An 18,849-nucleotide genomic window follows, 5' to 3' on the forward strand; every position below is an offset into this window, starting at 1 on the left:
TCCATGAATGGTCTATGCCAGTCGGCCCGGCGCGGGCAGGATGGCGGAATGGACCTCATTCCCGCACCACTGAGTGCCGTCCGTCGCCCGGACGAGGACTTCCCCCTCGACCACACCACCACCCTGACCGCGCCGCCCGCGCTCGCCGACGCCGAGCAGTGGCTGCGCACCTCGCTGACCGCCGCCACCGGCCTGCCGTTCGGGCCGGGGCGGTCGGGTGAGGGCGTCGAGTTCGTTCACGACGGGACGCTGGGCGCCGAGGCGTACCGGATCTCGGTGCGTCCCGGCCACGCCGTGGTCACCGCCGGCGGTCCGGCCGGCGCCCTCTGGGGCGCCCAGACGCTGCGCCAACTGCTCGGTCCGGACGCCTACCGCCGCGCCCCGCTGCGCCGCACCGGCTGGGTGCTCCCCGGCGCGGACATCGAGGACGCCCCCCGCTTCGGCTGGCGCGGCGCGCTGCTGGACGTCTCCCGGCACTTCCTGCCCAAGGCGGACGTGCTGCGCTTCCTCGACCTGCTCGCCGCGCACAAGCTCAACGTGCTGCACCTGCACCTGACCGACGACCAGGGCTGGCGGGTGGAGATCAAGCGCTACCCGGCGCTCACCGAGCGGGGCGCCTGGCGCGAGCGCTCGATGGTCGGCTACCGGCTCGGCAACCGTCGTGACGACCGCCCGCACGGCGGCTTCTACACCCAGGACGACCTGCGCGAGATCGTCGCGTACGCCGCCGGACGGGGGATCACCGTCGTCCCCGAGATCGACCTGCCCGGCCACACCCAGGCCGCCATCGCGGCCTACCCGGAGCTGGGCAACACCGACGTGGTGGACACCTCGGCGCTGGGCGTCTGGACCGACTGGGGCGTCAGCCGCAACGTGCTCAACGTCTCCGAGGGCACCATCCGCTTCTTCGAGGGGGTGCTGGAGGAGGTCCTGGAGCTCTTCCCGTCCGAGTTCATCCACCTCGGCGGCGACGAGTGCCCCAAGGAGCAGTGGAAGGAGAGCGCGGCCGCCCAGGCGCGGATCGAGGAGCTCGGCCTGGCCAACGAGGACGAGCTGCAGAGCTGGGTCATCCGGCACTTCGACGGCTGGCTGGCCGAGCGCGGCCGCCGGCTGATCGGCTGGGACGAGATCCTGGAGGGCGGCCTGGCCCCCGGCGCCGCCGTCTCCTCCTGGCGCGGGTTCGGCGGCGGGATCGCCGCCGCCCAGGCCGGCCACGACGTGGTGATGTGCCCCGAGCAGCACGTCTACCTGGACCACCGGCAGGCCGCGGGCGAGGACGAGCCGATCCCGGTCGGGTTCGTCCGCACCCTGGAGGACGTCTACCGCTTCGAGCCGGTCCCGGCGCAGCTGGACGAGGTGGCGGCCCGGCGGGTGATCGGCACTCAGGCCAACCTGTGGAGCGAGTTCATGGACAGCGCCCGGGACATCGACTACCGGGCCTTCCCCCGGCTCGCGGCGTTCGCCGAGGTCGCCTGGTCCGCGCTGCCCACCGATCCGGCCGCGCGCGACTACCAGGCCTTCGAGCGCCGGCTCGACGGCCACCTGGCCGTGCTGGACGCGCTGGGTGTCGCGTACCGCCCGGCCGACGGGCCGCACCCCTGGCAGCGCCGGCCCGGAGTGGCCGGCCGCCCGATCGAGGGCCCGCCGCCGGCGGTGTGACCTTGGCGGCACCGCCCTTTGCGGACGGTGCCCGGGAACTTCTGAGTGGTCATCTGACGTCAAGAACAGATGAACATCTGCTCCGGTCCTGATCGGGCCGGAGCAGATACCGCCCGGTATCCGTCCCAATCGGGCAGTCCCGTTCGCCCGCCCCGAAATGATCATCGAGCATTGTGTGCCAGAGTTGCCCAACCCGGCCCGATCGCCCGTACCCTACGGGCCAGGCCGGGCTGCCGACGCGGACACCTCGGCCGAAGGCCGCGGGCGGCAGGCGATCGATGAGCAAGTGGAGCACGGTGGGACCCAGGTGAACCGGACGATCATGCTGCCGGCCTCCCTCGACGAGGCCGTCGACGCGCTGGCCGCCACCCCGGCCGCGGTACCGGTGGCCGGCGCCACCGACCTGATGGAGGCCGTCAACGCCGGACGACTGCGCCCCGCCGCCCTGATCGGCCTCGGCCGGATCACCGAACTGCGCGGCTGGCGTTACGAGGACGGCGGCACCGCCGTCCTCGGCGCGGGGCTCACCCACGCCCGGATGGACCGCCCCGACTTCGCCGCGCTCATCCCCGCCCTGGCCGACGCGGCCCGCACCGCCGGGCCCCCGCAGGTGCGCAACGTCGGCACCCTGGGCGGCAACATCGCCACCGCCGCCCCGGCCGGCGACACCCTCCCGGTGCTCGCCGCGCTGGAGGCCAGCGTCACCCTCGCCCGGGCCGGCTCCACCCGCGAGGTGCCGGTCAGTCACCTGCTCACCGGGCTCGACCCGCTGCGCCCCGGCGAACTGCTCACCTGGGTGCGCGTCCCGCTGCTGCACGCCCCGCAGGTCTTCCTCAAGGCCACCGGCCGCAGCGGCCCGGCCCGCGCCACCGCCTCCGTCGCGCTCGTCCTCGACCCGGCCCGGCGCGCCGTGCGCTGCGCCGTCGGCGCGGTCGCCCCGGTGCCGCTGCGCCCGCTGGAGGCCGAGGCCTGGGTGGCCGGCTGCATCGACTGGGACGGCAGCCGCGAGATCGATCCCGCCGCGACGGCCGCCTTCGGCGAGTACGTGGCCGCCGCCTGCGTACCCGACAGCTACGGCGCCGAGGGCGCCTGGGAGGCCGTGACCGAGGGGCCGAGCGCGGCCGCCGTTCGGCTGCGGCGTACCGTATCGGTGCTGGCCCGCCGGGCACTGGGAAGGGCGCTGAAGTGACCACAGACCCCCTTGAGACCCTCGACGCGGGCCTCCTCGACCACGCCCCCCAGGTCAGCCGCGAGCTGCGCCCCTGCGCCTCGTACACGCTGCGGGTCAACGGCTTCGAACGGCCCGTCACCGACGCCTGGATCGGCGAGAGCCTGCTCTACGTGCTGCGCGAGCGGCTCGGCCTGGCCGGGGCCAAGGACGGCTGCGAACAGGGCGAGTGCGGCGCCTGCTCGGTGCAGGTGGACGGCCAGCTGGTGGCCGGCTGCCTGGTGCCCGCCGCGCTGGCCGCGGACAGCGAGATCAACACCGTCGAGGGCCTGTCGGCCGGCGGCGCCGCCAGCGACGTCCAGCAGGCGCTGGCCGAGTCCGGCGCGGTGCAGTGCGGCTACTGCACGCCCGGCATGGCGATGGCCGTGCACGACCTGCTCCAGCGCAACCACCGGCCCACCGACGTCGAGGCCCGGCAGGCGCTCTGCGGCAACCTCTGCCGCTGCACCGGCTACCGGGGCGTGCTGGCCGCCGTCCAGAGCATCGCCGACGCGCGCGCGCTGGAGGCCGAGCAGGCGGAGGACGCGCAGGCCGCCGCCGGGGAGGCAGCGGCCGCCGCGGTCCCGGCCCCGGGTGCGGCCTCGGTCGCGGGCGAGCCCGCCGGGGACCCCGAACCGGCCGCGCCGCCGACCCCGTCCGCCGAGGCCGCACCGCCGGCCGGCGACCTGCCGGTGTACACGGACGCCGACGCCTGGATCGAGCACGTCCCGCAACCCCCCGCCGAGGAGACCCCGACCACCGCCGGGACCGGCGTCGGCCTGCCGTACGGCACCCCCGACGGCCAGGGCGGCTACGACAGCGGCGTGTACGACACCGCCGTGCTGTCGCCCGTCCAGGGCATCCCCGCCCAGGCCGCCGACGGGGCGGGCTACTACCCGCAGCAGGGCTACCCCGCGCCGTACCGGGGCGCCCCGGCCCAGGACGCCTACCCGCCCGGCGGCTACCCACAGCATCCCGGCTACGGCACCGCCACCGGGTACGACGGCCCCGTGTACGAGTCCACCCCCGCGCACGGCACCGCCTTCGACGGCACGCCCGCGCACGGCACGCCGTACGTCCCCACGCCCCCGCACGGCGTCCCGGCCGAGGGCACCGCCCCGGCCGGCGTCCCGTACGGCGCCACCCCCGCCCACGGCATCCGGCTCCCCGAGGACGACCACGCATCATGACGTCGCCTACCGACATCGGCGCAGCAACCCAGCAGGACGGTGACGAGGGCGGCGCACCGGAGCCGTTCGGGCTGGGCAGCTCACCGCTGCGCAGCGACGCGCTGCCCAAGGCGCTCGGCATCTACCCGTACGCCGCCGACCTCTGGGCCGAGGGCCTGCTCTGGGGCGCGGTGCTGCGCTCGCCCCACCCGCACGCGCGGATCAAGGGCGTCGACACCTCGGCCGCGCTCGCGCTGCCCGGCGTGCACGCGGTCGTCACCGCCGCCGACCTGCCGGCCGGTCCGGACGGCAGCCCGGACGGCGCCCCGGCCGGGCCGATCGTCGCCGACCGGCCGATCCTGGCCGCCGGGGTGGTCCGCCACCACGGTGAGCCGGTCGCCGCCGTCGCCGCCGACCACCCCGACACCGCCCGGCTCGCGGTCGGTCTGATCGCCGTGGAGTACGAGCCGCTGGAGGCGGTCACCGACCCGGAGCAGTCCTTCACGGCCGCCGCGCTGCACCCGGACGGCAACCTCTTCCGCCACCTGCCGCTGCGCAGCGGCGACCCGGACGCGGTCGGCGAGATCGTCGTCGAGGGCCTCTACCAGGTCGGCCGGCAGGACCCGGCACCGCTCGGCGCCGAGGCAGGCCTGGCCGTGCCCCGCCCGGACGGCGGGGTCGAACTGCACCTGTCCTCCACCGATCCGCACGGGGACCGCGACCGCACCGCCGGCTGCCTCGGCCTGGAGCCCGACCGGGTCCGCCTGGTGGTCACCGGCGTGCCCGGCGCCACCTCCGACCGCGAGGATCTCTCCTTCCAGGTCACCCTGGCGCTGCTGGCGCTGCGCACCGGCCGGCCGGTGAAGATGACCCTCACCCGCGAGGAGTCCTTCCACACCCACACCTCCCGGCACCCGGCGCTGCTGCGCTACCGCCACCACGCGGACGCCGAGGGCAAGCTGGTCAAGGTCGAGGCGCAGATCCTGCTGGACGGCGGTGCCTACGCGGACGTCTCGGCCGAGGCGCTGGCCGCCGCGACCGCCTTCTCGGTCGGCCCGTACGTCTGCCCGAACGTCTTCGTGGACGCCTGGGCGGTGCGCACCAACAACCCGCCGGCCGGCCGGATGCGCGGCGAGGGCGCCCTCCAGGCCTGCTTCGCCTACGAGTCGCAGCTGGACCAGCTGGCCGCGCGGGTGGGCGTGGACCCGGTCGAGATCCGCCGCCGCAACGCGATGGCCACCGGTGACCCGATGCCCACCGGACAGGCCGTCACCTGCCCCGCGCCGGTGGCCGCGCTGCTGGACACCGTCTCCAAGGAGCCGCTGCCCGCGCTGCCGGTGGACGACCCGAACGCCGAGTGGCTGCTCCCGGGCGGTCCGGGCGGCGCGGGGGACCCGGCGGCGGTGCGGCGCGGTATCGGCTACGCCGTGGGCATGGTGCACATGCTGGGGGCCGAGGGCGAGGACGAGGTCTCCACCGCGACGGTGCGGGTCAGCGGCGACCACGCCACGGTGATCTGCGCGGCCGTCGACTCCGGGCAGGGCTTCGCCACCCTCGCCCGGCAGATCGTGCAGTCGGTGCTGGGCGTCAGCGAGGTCTACATCGCGCCGGCCGACAGCGACCAGTCGATCGCCGGGCCCTCGGCCCGCGGCCGGCACACCTGGGTCTCGGGCGGTGCGGTCGAGCGGGCCGCGCTGATGGTCCGCCACCAGCTGCTCCATCCGATCGCCGCCAACTTCGGGATGTCGGTGGAGCTGCTGCAGATCTCCGACGGCAAGATCACCTCCTATGACGGGGTGCTCGGCATGCCGGTCGCCGAGGCGCTGGAGGGCAAGGAGCTCTGGGCCACCGCGCAGTGCCGTCCGCACCCCACCGAGCCGCTGGACGAGGCCGGGCAGGGCGACGCCTTCGTCTCCATCGCGTTCTGCGCGATGCGGGCGGTGGTGGACGTGGACATCGAGCTCGGCGCGGTCCGGGTGGTGGACATGACCGTCGCCCAGGACGTCGGCCGGGCGCTCAACCCGCGGCAGATCGAGGACCGGATCGAGGCGGGGGTGGCGCAGGGCGTGGGCCTGGCCCTGCTGGAGGACCTGCGGACCGAGGGCGGCCTGCTGGTCAACCCCTCGCTCACCGGTTACCGCCTGCCGACCGCGCTGGACACCCCCGAGGTGCGGATCGCCGCCCTGGTGGAGGAGCGGGACGTGGTCGCCACCTTCGGCGCCAAGGCGGTCAGCGCGGCCCCCGCGGTGGTCGCCCCGGTCGCCGTCGCGGCCGCCGTACGGGCCGCCACCGGGCTGCCGGTCGGCCGGCTCCCGATCCGTCCCGAGGACGCCACCACCGCCTGACGCCCCGGGGCGGAAATCCGACCGGTTTTCCGCCCCCGGCGTGATTCCCGGGGCGTAATTTTCGAAAAATGCACGACGAATTGCCGGCCGGTGAATTTCTCGCCGGTCGGCAATTCGTTTCTGGGAGGCCATGACGGGAATCGAACCCGTGTACACCGCTTTGCAGACGGTTCCCTAAGCCACTCGGGCACACGGCCGTGGGGTGGAGCTGTGCGTGCGATCAGACGCAACAGCGACAGGCGCGACAACACCGGGGAGCGGCGACACAGGTGCGGGGCGCGAGGGCCGCCGTCTTCCTGTTCATGTCCGACTCCTGTCGTCGTTCGCCGTGTTGGTGAATTCATCATGGCGGAATACCGGGCGGGCCGTCAATATCCTTTTGTAAATTCCGTGTGGCGGCTCGTGCTACGGTCGAGGACAGGTGGCCGCCACGCGACCGCCCCGGACGAGCGCGTCGTACCCGGTCAGGACAAGACGGCGCAGTACAGCGGCAACCCGGCCGCTGCCGACTGCGGAGGTCCGACCGTCATGGCCTGGCTCGTTCTGATCATTTCCGGCGTCCTGGAGACCGTCTGGGCGGTGGCCCTGGAATCGTCCAAGGGCTTCTCCCGGCTCGTCCCCAGCTTCGTCTTCGGTGTCGCCCTGCTGCTGAGCATGGGCGGCCTGGCGTACGCGATGCGGTCCATCCCGATCGGTACGGGGTACGCCGTCTGGGTGGGGATCGGTGCGGTCGGTACGGCGCTGTACGGGATGGCGGTGCTGGGGGACGCCGCCACCCTGGCGCGGATCGGCTGCCTGCTGCTGATCGTCTCCGGTGTGGTCGGCCTGAAGGTGCTGCACTGAGCCGGCGGCCCGCCGGGCGGGGCACGCCCTAGGTCCATCGCCGTAGGCGATCACCCGACCAAAGTCAGGGGTCACGCGGGTGGACGAGCCTTACGATGTTTCGTATGACCACTGCATCCCCCACCTCGGTCGACTCCGCCCCGATACCCCCCGCAGAGCACCCGGCCGACGGGGATCCCGGAGGCGGGGTGCTCAGCGGCCGCTTCCGGGCGCTGACCCTGGGGATCGTCTCCGTGGTCCTGCTCCTCGCCTTCGAGGCGACGGCCGTCAACACCGCGATGCCGGTGGCGGCCCGGCAGCTGAACGGCCTGGAGCTCTACGCCTTCGCCTTCTCGGGGTACTTCACCACCACGCTGTTCGCCCTGGTCGTCTCCGGCCAGTGGTGCGACAAGCGCGGCCCGTTGCAGCCGCTGTTCACCGGCATCGCGGTGTTCGGCGCGGGCCTGGTGGTCGCCGGGGCGGCGCCGGGGATGTGGATCTTCGTGAGCGGCCGGGCGATCCAGGGCCTGGGCGGCGGGCTGGTGATCGTCGCGCTCTACGTGGTGGTCGGCCGTGCCTACCCGGAGCGGCTGCGGCCGGCCGTGTTCGCGGCCTTCTCCTCGGCCTGGGTGCTGCCCTCGATCGTCGGCCCGGTGGTCTCCGGCGCCGTCACCCAGCACCTGGGCTGGCGCTGGGTGTTCCTGGCCGTTCCGGCGCTGATCCTGCTGCCGCTGGCGGTGATGGGCCCGGCGCTGCGCCGCTCCGAGCGGGAGCAGCCGGTGCTCAAGGGCGCGGACTTCGACCGCCGCCGTACCCGGCTGGCCGCGATGGCCGCGCTCGGCGCCGGCCTGCTGCAGTACGCGGGCCAGCGGCTGGACCTGATCGGGCTGGTCCCGGCGGTGGCCGGGGCGGCGCTGCTGCTGCCCGCCGTACTGGGGCTGCTGCCGACCGGGACGCTGCGGGCCGGGCGCGGGCTGCCGACGGTGATCCTGCTGCGCGGGGTGGCCGCCGGGGCGTTCTTCGCGGCCGAGGCGTTCATCCCGCTGATGATGGTCACCCAGCGGGGTCTCTCGCCGACGCTGGCCGGGCTGACCCTGACCAGCGGCGGTCTCTCCTGGGCGCTCGGGTCCTGGCTGCAGGGCCGGCCGGGAGCGGAGCGGTACCGGGAGACGATGATCCGGGTCGGCTTCCTGCTGACGGCGGTGGCGATCGCCGGTGCGGCCCTGGTGCTCGTCCCGGCGGTGCCGGTCTGGGTGGCGGCGGCGGCCTGGGGCGTCGGCGGCATCGGCATGGGCCTGACGGTCGCCAGCGTCAGCGTGCTGATGATGCGGCTGTCCACGCCGGAGGACGCCGGTGCCAACTCGGCCTCGCTGCAGATGAGCGACGCGCTCGGCAACGTGCTGCTGGTCGGCCTGGCCGGGGTGCTGTTCTCGGCGCTGGGCGGCGGGTCGGTGGCCGCCGCCCACGAGGGTGCCGAGGGTACCGGCTCGGCCGGCGCCTTCGCGGTGATCTTCCTGACCATGACCGGGGTGGCCCTGCTGGGCGCCCTGGTCTCCGGCCGGGTCCGCCGCGCGGCGGACGCCTGATCAGCCGGCCGCGGCCGGGGCGGCGGCGCCGAGGAAGGTCTCCCAGCCCCCGGCCGGCGACTGGCCGACGGCGAGGCCCTGCAGCTTGCGCAGCACCGCCGGGTCCTGGGCGTCCAGCCAGTCCACCAGCTGGCGGAAGGAGACCAGCCGGACCTCGGGCTTGTCGGCGACGGCCTTGAGCACGTCCTCGACGGCGTTCATGTAGACGCCGCCGTTCCACTGCTCGAAGTGGTTGCCGATGATGTAGGGCGCCCGGTTGGTGGTGTAGGCCCGTTCGAAGCCCATCAGGTAGGCGTCGCGGGCCTGCTGCTGGTACGCCGGGTGGAGCGAGGCGTCGGCCTTGGTGTTGCTGCCGGACTGGTTGAACATGATGTTGTAGTCCATCGACAGCACCTGGAAGGTGTGACCGGGGAAGGGGATGGACTGCAGCGGCAGGTCCCACAGCGCGCCGCCCTGGATCTTCTGCGGCCAGATCTGCGTCCCGTTCCCGCTGCTGTCGTACCGCCAGCCGCGCTTGACGGCGGTCGGCAGCAGATTGCGCTGGCCCTCCAGACAGGGGGTGCGGCTGCCGATCAGTTCCTTGCGGTAGTCGAAGGGCAGCGCCGGCAGGTCGGTGAAGCCGGTGTTGGTCCGCCAGTTGGTGACGAAGTCCATCGCCTGCTGGATCTCGCTGTCCCACTCCTCGGGCGACCACGCGCTGACACCGGTGGAGCCGCAGAAGTGCCCGTTGAAGTGGGTGCCGATCTCGTGGCCCTCCAGCCAGGCCGCGTGCAGGTTCTCCAGCGTGTCGTGGATGTGCCGGTCGGTCAGGTAGCCGATGTCGGAGGCGCCGGCCTTGTGCTGCGGCGGCCGGTAGAGGTCCTTCTTGTCCTCGGGCAGCAGGTAGAGGCCGCTCAGGAAGAAGGTCATCGAGGCGTCGTGCTCCCGCGCGAGCCGGCGGAAGCGGCCGAACAGGCCGTTGTCCAGTTCGCCTGCGCCGTCCCAGGAGAACACCACGAACTGCGGCGGGCGCTCGCCGAGCCCGAGCCGCTCGGGGACCGGCTGGTTCGGCTGGGCGCCGGTGTTCGAGGTCGAGCCGTCGCCGATCAGGACGGCGGGCTGTTCGGCGTCCGCGGCCGGGGCCGCGTTCTGCTTCGCCACCGGGCTGTCCGGCACCGGCACCGGGGTGGCTGACGGCGCGCCCACGGCGCCGTCGTTCGCGCCGCAGCCGGCCGCGAGACCCGCGGCGGTGGCGGCGCCGGCGGCGAGCAGGGCGCGGCGGGAGAGAGCGTCCATGGTCACTCCGTTCATGAGGCGTGTGACAGGCGTGCGACAGGCCGGCGGTACGTCCGGTCGGACAAGTGGGGTGATAGCCGCGCGGCCCGGGTCAGCATGGCATGGGTGCACGACCGGTCGGTGATTCACCGCGAACGGGCGCAAGTGATCGCCTGAATGATGCAACCGGACCGGTGTCCGGAACTGTCGATGGTCATGCGGTGTCGTTCCGCCCGTCGGCGCTCTCGCTCGGTGACCACACCCCTACGCGGCGCAGTATTCCGTCCGCTGGACCTGCCGATCGGGGGGCGCGATACGACCGTCGTATGGATGTGCCTTAAGGTCCGATCCGGTTGAATTGTTCTCAGGAAACTCCCAGGAACGGTCAGATCGTCAGCAGAGGGGAGCGCCGGTTGGGCGCCCAGCAGAGCAGGAGCCCGTGGCCGGGCGCCTTGGCGGCCGGCGCCGCCCTGGTGTTCGGCGCCTGGCTGCTGCACGGCGGCGGCTCCGGCGAGCTCCCGCCGGCCCCCGGCACCGGACAGGCCCTCTCCGGCTTCGCCCCGGTCTCCGTGGTACCTCCGCTCGGCCCCTCCGCCCCCACCCGGATCCGCATCCCCGCCGTCAGGCTCGACGCGCCCGTCACCGGCCTCGGCCTGGACCGCGACGGCCACCTCCAGACGCCCCCGGAGACCGACCGCAACCTGGCCGGCTGGTTCCGCGGTGGTGCCACCCCCGGGCAGCGCGGCACCGCGATCATCGCCGGACACGTCGACAACAGGAGCGGGCCCGCCGTCTTCTACCGGCTGGGCGCCCTGCACCGCGGCGACCGGATCGAGATCGCCCGCGAGGACGGCGCCACCGCCGTCTACCAGCTCTACGCCATCGAAGTGCACGACCGAAAGGACTTCCCGGACGACCGGGTGTACCGCCAGGCCTCCGACGCGCAGCTACGGGTGATCACCTGTGGCGGCGGGTACAGCGAGGAGCACGGCTACGAGGGCAACGTCGTCGCCTACGGCTTCCTGGCCGACACCACTCGGCCGGGGAAGAACGCATGAACTCTGTCTCGCTCGCCGTCCGCTGGAACCCGATCGACTGGCCGCTGACACACGGTCCGATCCCGCACGCCGTGCTGGCCGCGGGCTGGGGGGCCCTGCTCGTGCTCGCGCTCTCCCGGAGCCGGGCCTGGTGGAAGCGCCGGCTGCCCGCCGCGCTGCTCGCCGCCGCGGCGCTGAGCCTGCTGCTGGACACCGTCGTCGACGGCTGGTGGCACCCCTTCCCCGAGGGGCTGCCCCGGTACGTGACCTGGTGGATCGCCATCGCGCTGCTCGGGCTCTGCCTGGCCGGCTTCCGGATGCCCTCGCTTCCCCGGCGCGGCAAGGCGCTGGCGGCGGTCGGCGGCATCCTGGTGCTGCTGATGGCCTCCTCGCAGGTCAACCGCGGCTTCGGCCAGTACCCGAGCGGCCGGGTCATGCTCGCGCCCTGGCTCTCCAAGACCCAGGAGCTGATCACCAGTAAGGACGCCAGGACGGTCGGTCCGCCGCCCGGCAAGGTGCTCGACGAGGTCTGGCAGGCACCGCCCGGGCTGCCCGCCAAGGGTACCGTCTCGGTCACGCCGATCCCCGGCCCCAAGTCCGGCTTCAAGGGGCGCGACGCGTACGTCTACCTGCCGCCCGCCTACCAGGCGAGCCCCCGACCGCTGCTGCCCGTGGTCATCCTGATCACCGGTCAGCCCGGGAACCCCGGGGAGTGGGTGCTCGGCGCTCAGGTGAACGAGGCGCTGGACGCCTTCGCCGCCGAGCACCACGGCCTGGCGCCGATCGTGGTGATGCCGGACCAGCTCGGATCCACCTGGAACAACACGCTCTGCATGGACTCCAGGATCGCCAACATGCAGACCTATCTGGCCGTGGACGTCCCCGCCTGGGTCCACCACAACCTTCAGACGGCCACCGGCCGGGGTTCCTGGTCGATCGGCGGCGTGTCCATGGGCGGCACCTGCGCGCTCCAGCTCGCCGTCAACGCCCCCGACGTCTACGGTTCCTTCCTCGACATGTCCGGACAGGAGGAGCCCACCCTGGGAACCCGTGAGCAGACCGTCGCGGCGGCCTTCGACGGGGACGCGGCACGCTTCGACGCCGTCGCCCCGCTGCAGGTGATGGCCCGTAAGCGCTTCCCGGACACGGCCGCCGCGATCGTCGTCGGCCGTAACGACAGTGATTTCCGGGCGCAGCAGGAGAAGATCTACGAGGCCGTCACCGCCGCCGGGATGAAGGCGAAGTTCGAGCTGATGCCGGGTGGACACGGCTGGGGGGCGTTCCGGACCGGCATCGCCGACCAGCTGCCCTGGCTCGCCCAGCAGACCGGACTGATCCGGTGATCCGGCTCGGCGCGGCGCCGGTCCTGGCCGACCAGCGTGAACGCGACCGCGACCACGCCCCGGACGGCGAACGGGAGCCCGACCACGCCCCGGTCACCGGTACGCCCGAGCCCCGGCCGCAACGCGTCGGCCGGATCGCAGCCGCCCTGGGCGCGCGGCTGCGCGCCGCGCCGCTCACCCTGCTGCTGCTCGTCACGCTCTGGACGGTCGGCGCGGCCGGCGGCAGCCTGACCGGCGGGCCCTCCGCGCGGCTGCTGTCCCGGGCCGGCGTCGGCGTGTCCACCCTGGCCGAGGGCCGCTGGTGGACGCCGTTCACCTCGCTGTTCTGGTGCTCCGGCGTCAGCTCCTACGCCTTCGCCAGCCTGCTGCTGCTCCTGGTCGGCCCGGCCGCCGAGCGCCGGCTCGGACGGCTGCGGACCGCCGCCGTGCTGGTCGGCGGGCAGCTGCTCGGCACCCTGCTGGGCACCGGTCTGGTCGCGGCCGGCTCCCGGGCCGGCGAGCAGTGGACCGTCTCGGTCGCCGACCAGACCGCCATCGGCCCCGGCGCCGGTCTGTTCGCCCTGGCCGGGGTGCTCGGCTACCGCCTCACCGTGCTCTGGCGCCGCCGGCTGCACCTGCTGGTGGTGCTCGTCCCGCTGGTGATGACGCTGTACGTCGGGCACCTGCAGAGCGTCCAGCGGATCGCCGGCGCGCTGCTCGGCCTGGGCCTCGGCGCGCTGCTCTCCGAGGGCCGGCCGCACCTGCGCACGCATCGCTCCTCGCACACCGAGACCCGGGTGCTGGTCGCGTTCTGCCTGATCGCCGCCGCCCTCGGACCGCTGATCGCCTCGCTGTACGACAACGCCAGCGGACCGTTCAACACCTTCTCCGAGCTCTACTTCTCGCACCGGCTCACCCCCGACGAGGTCGCGGACTTCTGCGCGCTCTCCGCCCACGACTGCGCCCGCGCGCACGCCGTCGAGCGGCTCTTCGACACCCCGGGCCGGCTGATGGCAGCGCTCTTCCCGGCGCTGTTGTTGGTCCTCGCCGAAGGGCTGCGGCGGGGCCTGCGGCTCGCCTGGCGGATCACCGTCGCCACCGAACTGCTCTGGGTGGCGCTGCTGGTCTGGCTGTTCGCCGACTCCGGCACCGGCAACGGGGACGCGATGCAGTACTTCGTCGAGGCGCTGCTGCTGCCGCTGCTCACCACCGGACTGCTGCTGGCCACCCGCCAGCGCTTCCGCCTGCGGCTGCCGGGCAGGGTGCTGCTCCGGCTCACCGCCGCCGTCGGCGGCGCCGCGCTGGCCGCCTCGGCCGCGTACACCGGTCTCGGGCTCGCCGCGGCCGGCCAGTTCGAGCCGGGGGCGACCTTCCGCGGGCTGGTCTCCGGCCTGCCGGCCCAGTTCCTGCCGCCCGCCTACAACGACCTGCTGCCGGACTACCCGATCGCCGTCGGCCGGTTCGCCCGCCTGCTGGAGACGTACTGCGGGATGGCCTTCTGGGCGGTCGCGCTGAGCGCCCTGCTGGTGGCCTTCCGCCGGCCGGTGGTGCACGCGGCCGCCGAGGACGCCGCCCGGGCCAGGGCGCTGCTCACCGCGTACGGCGGCGGGACACTGTCCTTCATCACCACCTGGGACGGCAACCACTACTGGTTCGACGAGGAGGGCCGGGCCGCCGTCGCCTACCGGGTGCTCTCCACCGTGGCGCTGACCACGGGCGACCCGTTCGGCGAGCCGGAGGCCCGGCGGCGGGCGGTGGCGGGCTTCGCCCGGTACTGCGACGCCCGGGGCTGGACCCCGTGCTTCTACAGCGTGACCCCGGAGACCAGGGCCGCCGCCGGGCAGCTCGGCTGGCGCTCGCTGCAGGTCGCCGAGGACACCGTGGTGGCGCTGCCCGAGCTGGCCTTCACCGGCCGCAAGTGGCAGGACATCAGGACGGCGCTGAACAAGGCTGGCAAGCAGGGCATCACCGCCGAGTGGTGGGCCTACCACGAGGTGCCGCTCGCCCTGAAGGACCAGATCCGCTCGATCTCGGAGGAGTGGGTCTCCGAGAAGGGCCTGCCGGAGATGGGCTTCACCCTCGGCGGGCTGGAGGAGCTGGACGACCCGGCGGTGCGGCTGCTGATCGCCGTCGACGGGGACCGCACCGTGCACGGGGTGACCAGCTGGATGCCGGTCTACGAGGCCGGGGAACCGGTCGGCTGGACGCTGGACTTCATGCGCCGGCGCTCGGACGGCTTCCGCGGGGTGACGGAGTTCCTGATCGCCTCCGCCGCGCTCGGCTTCAAGGAGCAGGGCGCGCGCTTCCTCTCGCTCTCCGGCGCTCCGCTGGCCCGTTCCGGGCAGGGCGGGGAGCCCACCGCGCTGCAGCGGATGCTGGACTGGATGGGCCGGGTGCTGGAGCCGGTGTACGGCTTCCGCTCGCTGCTCGCGTTCAAGGCGAAGTTCCAGCCGGAGTACCGGCCGATGTACATGGCGTACCCGGACCCGGCGGCGCTGCCCAGCATCACCCGGGCGATCGGCAAGGCCTACCTGCCGCACCTGACGGCGGCGCAGGGCGTCCGGCTGATGCGCCGGCTGTCCTCCTGAGGGCGGCGGGGCGGCGGCCCCGGCAGCGACGGCCTGGGCCCCTCCTGCCCGGCGGCGGGCGAGGAGGTGGGCCCCTCCTGCTCGATGGCGGGCGAGGAGGTGGGCCCCTCCTGGCCGATGGCGGGCAAGGAGGTGGGCCCCTCCTGGCCGATGGCAGGCAAGGAGGTGGGCCCCTCCTGGCCGATGGCAGGCAAGGAGGGAGAGCAGTGGGGGTGCTCCCGGCCGCCGGGCGGGGCTCAACCGAGCAGCTCGGCCAGCGCGCGGTCGGCGTCCAGGTGCAGGTGCTCCTCGCCCTCGGGGACGAGCAGCCGGCTGCGCCACAGGAAGCGCCGCAGGTCGGTGCTGTCGAACTGGATCAGCGCGGTGCCCTCGGGCGCGCGCAGCTCGACCATGGTGCGGCGGCCGAGCGCGGGCCGGATGTGCACGTCGCCGATGCCCGAGGGCAGCTCCAGGCCGGCCGTCAGCAGCTGGCGGGCGAAGACCCACTCGATGTCCTGGCCGCCGGTGTCGGGGCCGGGCCCGTCGGCCGGCTCGTCCAGCGAGAACTCGGCGGGGAAGGCCATCCGGACGGCGAGTGGGTCCTCCGGGCGGTAGGTCAGGGTGACCCGCAACCGGATGGAGCGGTGAGTGGAGATGATCAGGCGGGCGTGGACGATCTCTTCGGCGGCGGTGTACACGGCGGTTCCCTTCTCGTGGTGCGAGGCCGGCGGTGGCGACTGTGGAGGGTGGGGCGGCCTCACACCGGATGAGAGCGGGTGGGGTGGTCGCGATTACGCGGTTTCCCGGACCGATTCCAGTGATCCACGTCACATCGATTTCCGGCCGCGCGGGCCGCGCGGGGGCCGGGCCTGGGCGTCCCCGCGGCGCCGGGCCGGTACGCTGGACCGGTTGTCCGATCGCCGCCCGACCGCGGGCCGGGGCCGCAATACCGCCCCTGACCTGCGACGATCCCCCTCGGAGACCGTGAGTACTGCCGCCGCCTCCTCGATGCCCCTCTTCTCCGACGCGCACGAGTCGCACGCACCCGTCCGGGCCGCCGCCCATGGCGCGTCCGGCCCCTCGCACCACCTGTCGCCGGCCTTCCCCGGCCGTGCCCCCTGGGGCACCGCCGGCAAGCTCCGGGCCTGGCAGCAGGGTGCGCTGGACAAGTACATCGAGAAGCAGCCGCGCGACTTCCTCGCGGTCGCGACCCCGGGCGCCGGAAAGACCACCTTCGCGCTGACCCTGGCCTCGTACCTGCTCCACAACCACCTGGTGCAGCAGATCACCGTGGTCGCGCCGACCGAGCACCTGAAGAAGCAGTGGGCCGAGGCCGCCGCCCGGATCGGCATCCGGCTCGACCCGGCGTACTCCTCCGGGCCGCTCTCCCGGGACTACCACGGCATCGTGGTCACCTACGCGGGCATCGGGGTGAACCCGATGCTGCACCGCAACCGCACCGAGGCCCGCAAGACGCTGGTCATCATGGACGAGATCCACCACGCCGGTGACTCCAAGTCCTGGGGCGAGGGCTGTTTCGAGGCCTTCGAGCCGGCCACCCGCCGGCTCGCGCTGACCGGTACGCCGTTCCGCTCGGACACCAACCCGATCCCGTTCGTCCAGTACGAGGCGGGCGGCGACGGCATCCGCAAGTCGGTGGCCGACTACACCTACGGCTACGGGCACGCGCTGGCCGACCACGTCGTGCGCCCGGTGATCTTCCTCTCCTACAGCGGCAACATGCGCTGGCGCACCAAGTCGGGCGACGAACTGGAGGCCCGGCTCGGCGAGCCGATGACCAAGGACCTGATCGCCCAGGCCTGGCGCACCGCGCTGGCCCCGCAGGGCGAGTGGATCCCCAGCGTGCTGCAGGCCGCCGACCGCCGGCTGACCGAGGTCCGCAAGGCGATCCCGGACGCCGGCGGGCTGGTCATCGCCACCGACCAGAACACCGCCCGCGCGTACGCCAAGATCCTGCGCGAGATCAGCGGTGAGAAGGCCACCGTGGTGCTCTCCGACGAGACCGAGGCGTCCAAGCGGATCTCCGACTACGCGGCGGGCGACTCGCGCTGGATGGTCGCGGTGCGGATGGTGTCCGAGGGCGTCGACGTGCCGCGGCTGTGTGTCGGGGTGTACGCCACCTCGATCTCCACCCCGCTGTTCTTCGCGCAGGCCGTCGGGCGCTTCGTGCGGGCCCGCAAGCGCGGCGAGACGGCCTCGGTCTTCCTGCCGACCATCCCGATGCTGCTGGGCTTCGCCAATGAGATGGAGGTCCAGCGCGACCACGTGCTGGACCGGCCGAAGAAGGAGGGCGAGGGCCTCTTCGACGAGGAGGACCGGCTGCTCGCCGAGGCCGAGCGCGCCAACGACGGGCCGGACGGTGCCGGGGGCGAGGAGTTCTCCTACGAGGCGATCGGCTCCGACGCGGTCTTCGACCGGGTGCTGTACAACGCCATGGAGTTCGGCATGCAGGCGCACCCGGGGAGCGAGGAGGAGGACGACTACCTCGGCATCCCGGGCCTGCTGGAGCCGGACCAGGTGCAGATGCTGCTGCAGAAGCGCCAGCACCGGCAGATCCAGCGCAGCAAGGCCAAGCCCGCCGAGGAGGCCGACCTGCTGGAACTGCCGGCCGAGCAGCGGCCGGTCGTGACCCACCAGGAGCTCCGCGAGCTGCGCAAGGAGCTGAACGCGCTGGTGGCGGCGTGGCACCACCGCACCAGCCAGCCGCACGGCACCATCCACAACGAGCTGCGCCGTCAGTGCGGCGGTCCGCTCACCGCGCAGGCCACCGCGAACCAGCTCAAAGCGCGGATCGTCCAAATCCGGGAATGGGCGAAGTAACGGTACGTCAGGCAATAATTCCGGGTTGTAGTAGCTATATATGACATTCAGGTATACGTGAAGGAATTGAAGAGACATCCGGTGTGATCATCGGCTAGTGTTCCGCGTGCCGCGCCGCTTCCGGGCCGTCACAGCTGTACGCCGACCCGCCGGGGACGGTTGCCGCAGTCCCCGGTGAGTCCGGCCGGCGACCTCACCGAACCCGAGGCCGCGGCAACCATGCCGTGCCCGGGGATGCCGCTACAAGGAGCACACCGAACGTGTCGTACCCCCCTTACGCCCAGCAGCCCGAGCTGTCCGACAAGTCGAAGGTCGTCGCGGGCATCCTGCAGATCCTGCTCGGCTCGCTCGGCGTGGGCCGCTTCTACACCGGCCACATCGGCATCGGCATCGCCCAGCTGCTGACCTGTGGCGGCCTGGGCGTCTGGTCCCTGATCGACGGCATCCTCTTCCTCACCAGCAACGACCGCACGGACGCCCAGGGCCGGCTGCTGCGCAGCAACTGACCTTGCGCACGCCACGCGCGGCACGCCGCCCCGGCTCCGGCCGGGGCGGCTTCGCCGTTCCCGCCCGGCTGCGGACCGCCGTCCCGCCGCTGGCGGTGCTCGTGGGCGGACTGGCCGGCGCCGCCTACCTCTGGTCGCGCGACCCGCACCTGCCCGGGCAGGTGCTGCCGTTCTGCCCCTGGCGCAAGGTCACCGGCCTGCAGTGCCCCGGCTGCGGCGGCACCCGGATGACGTACGACCTGCTGCACGGCGACCTCGCGGCGGCCTGGCACGACAACGCGGCACTGCTGCTCTCGCTGCCGCTGGTCGCCCTGCTCTACGTCACCTGGCTGCGGCACGGGGTGGCCGGCCGGAGCTGGCAGCCCCCGCTCGGGCGCCGCGGCACGGCGGTGGTGCTCGGCGCCGCGGTGGCCTGGACGGTGCTGCGCAACCTGCTCTGAGCTTGTCGTTTGACCTCCATTGATCATCTTCTGTGGCGTTCGGGTTATCGCCTGTCTGTTCGCTATTGGTTGGTGACCAGGGCGAGTCCGACGT

At 73.4% G+C, this 18,849-nt stretch carries 13 protein-coding genes, 1 tRNA gene, 1 pseudogene and 1 riboswitch; of the genes and pseudogenes, 12 read left to right on the plus strand and 3 right to left on the minus strand.

Features of this window, described 5'->3' with window-relative positions:
- Window positions 1-48: 48 nt before the first annotated feature.
- The 4 genes and pseudogenes from ACIQIB_RS31410 (at window position 49) to ACIQIB_RS31425 (ending at window position 6,380) form a co-directional block, all read left to right on the plus strand.
- Complete coding sequence (locus tag ACIQIB_RS31410; protein WP_363611655.1) at window positions 49-1,659, plus strand: beta-N-acetylhexosaminidase; 1,611 nt, start codon at window positions 49-51, stop codon at window positions 1,657-1,659.
- A 322-nt stretch (window positions 1,660-1,981) separates the two neighbouring features.
- Window positions 1,982-2,848 carry an FAD binding domain-containing protein gene (locus tag ACIQIB_RS31415; protein ID WP_363611669.1) on the plus strand — a complete coding sequence of 289 codons (867 nt, stop codon included), beginning with the start codon at window positions 1,982-1,984 and terminating at the stop codon, window positions 2,846-2,848.
- 71 nt (window positions 2,849-2,919) lie between these two features.
- Window positions 2,920-3,367 (plus strand): annotated as a pseudogene (locus tag ACIQIB_RS31420) ((2Fe-2S)-binding protein); the annotation flags it as partial.
- A 685-nt stretch (window positions 3,368-4,052) separates the two neighbouring features.
- Window positions 4,053-6,380: a xanthine dehydrogenase family protein molybdopterin-binding subunit gene (locus ACIQIB_RS31425; protein ID WP_400762142.1), complete on the plus strand. Its 2,328-nt coding sequence runs from the start codon at window positions 4,053-4,055 to the stop codon at window positions 6,378-6,380.
- Window positions 6,381-6,505: 125 nt separating this feature from the next.
- Here ACIQIB_RS31425 and ACIQIB_RS31430 read toward each other — a convergent pair.
- A tRNA-Cys gene (locus ACIQIB_RS31430) sits at window positions 6,506-6,577 on the minus strand.
- Between the two features lie 221 nt (window positions 6,578-6,798).
- A riboswitch (guanidine-III (ykkC-III) riboswitch) is annotated at window positions 6,799-6,864 on the plus strand.
- A gap of 44 nt (window positions 6,865-6,908) precedes the next feature.
- On the opposite strand from ACIQIB_RS31430, the gene ACIQIB_RS31435 reads away from it, so the two are divergent.
- Complete coding sequence (locus ACIQIB_RS31435) at window positions 6,909-7,223, plus strand: DMT family transporter (protein ID WP_400762144.1); 315 nt, start codon at window positions 6,909-6,911, stop codon at window positions 7,221-7,223.
- A 104-nt stretch (window positions 7,224-7,327) separates the two neighbouring features.
- On the plus strand, window positions 7,328-8,788 hold the full coding sequence (locus ACIQIB_RS31440) for an MFS transporter (RefSeq protein ID WP_400762145.1): 1,461 nt from the start codon (window positions 7,328-7,330) through the stop codon (window positions 8,786-8,788).
- Here the strand turns inward: ACIQIB_RS31440 and ACIQIB_RS31445 are convergent, their stop codons facing one another.
- Window positions 8,789-10,063: a hypothetical protein gene (locus ACIQIB_RS31445; RefSeq protein WP_363606593.1), complete on the minus strand. Its 1,275-nt coding sequence runs from the start codon at window positions 10,061-10,063 to the stop codon at window positions 8,789-8,791.
- 392 nt (window positions 10,064-10,455) lie between these two features.
- Here ACIQIB_RS31445 and ACIQIB_RS31450 point away from each other — a divergent pair, with 392 nt between their 5' ends.
- From ACIQIB_RS31450 to ACIQIB_RS31460, 3 genes are read left to right on the plus strand one after another with little or no spacing between them, the layout of a single operon-like run.
- Window positions 10,456-11,100 (plus strand): class F sortase, encoded by a 645-nt coding sequence (locus tag ACIQIB_RS31450; protein ID WP_363606594.1) that lies wholly within the window; start codon window positions 10,456-10,458, stop codon window positions 11,098-11,100.
- A complete protein-coding gene (locus ACIQIB_RS31455) occupies window positions 11,097-12,422 on the plus strand; it encodes an alpha/beta hydrolase (protein WP_400762147.1) in 1,326 nt (441 codons plus the stop codon). Before ACIQIB_RS31450 ends, ACIQIB_RS31455 begins: the two co-directional genes overlap by 4 nt.
- Window positions 12,419-14,989 carry a bifunctional lysylphosphatidylglycerol flippase/synthetase MprF gene (locus ACIQIB_RS31460; RefSeq protein WP_400762149.1) on the plus strand — a complete coding sequence of 857 codons (2,571 nt, stop codon included), beginning with the start codon at window positions 12,419-12,421 and terminating at the stop codon, window positions 14,987-14,989. Before ACIQIB_RS31455 ends, ACIQIB_RS31460 begins: the two co-directional genes overlap by 4 nt.
- Before the next feature lie 236 nt (window positions 14,990-15,225).
- On the opposite strand, the gene ACIQIB_RS31465 is transcribed toward ACIQIB_RS31460, so the two are convergent.
- The gene (locus tag ACIQIB_RS31465; RefSeq protein ID WP_363606598.1) at window positions 15,226-15,666 is read right to left on the minus strand and encodes an SsgA family sporulation/cell division regulator; all 441 of its coding nucleotides are present in this window, start codon (window positions 15,664-15,666) and stop codon (window positions 15,226-15,228) included.
- Between the two features lie 310 nt (window positions 15,667-15,976).
- Between ACIQIB_RS31465 and ACIQIB_RS31470 the strand changes: the two genes are divergently transcribed.
- The 3 genes from ACIQIB_RS31470 to ACIQIB_RS31480 all read left to right on the plus strand — a co-directional run bounded on the left by ACIQIB_RS31470 (window position 15,977) and on the right by ACIQIB_RS31480 (window position 18,755).
- Complete coding sequence (locus ACIQIB_RS31470; protein ID WP_400762157.1) at window positions 15,977-17,809, plus strand: DEAD/DEAH box helicase; 1,833 nt, start codon at window positions 15,977-15,979, stop codon at window positions 17,807-17,809.
- Window positions 17,810-18,069: 260 nt separating this feature from the next.
- Entirely contained in the window at window positions 18,070-18,315 is a 246-nt protein-coding gene (locus ACIQIB_RS31475; RefSeq protein WP_363606600.1) for a TM2 domain-containing protein, read from the plus strand.
- A gap of 2 nt (window positions 18,316-18,317) precedes the next feature.
- Window positions 18,318-18,755: a DUF2752 domain-containing protein gene (locus ACIQIB_RS31480; protein WP_400762151.1), complete on the plus strand. Its 438-nt coding sequence runs from the start codon at window positions 18,318-18,320 to the stop codon at window positions 18,753-18,755.
- The last annotated feature ends 94 nt before the right edge of the window (window positions 18,756-18,849 follow it).

Origin of the sequence: Kitasatospora sp. NPDC092286 (genome assembly GCF_044755565.1) — a bacterium.
In the GTDB taxonomy this organism is placed as follows: domain Bacteria; phylum Actinomycetota; class Actinomycetes; order Streptomycetales; family Streptomycetaceae; genus Kitasatospora.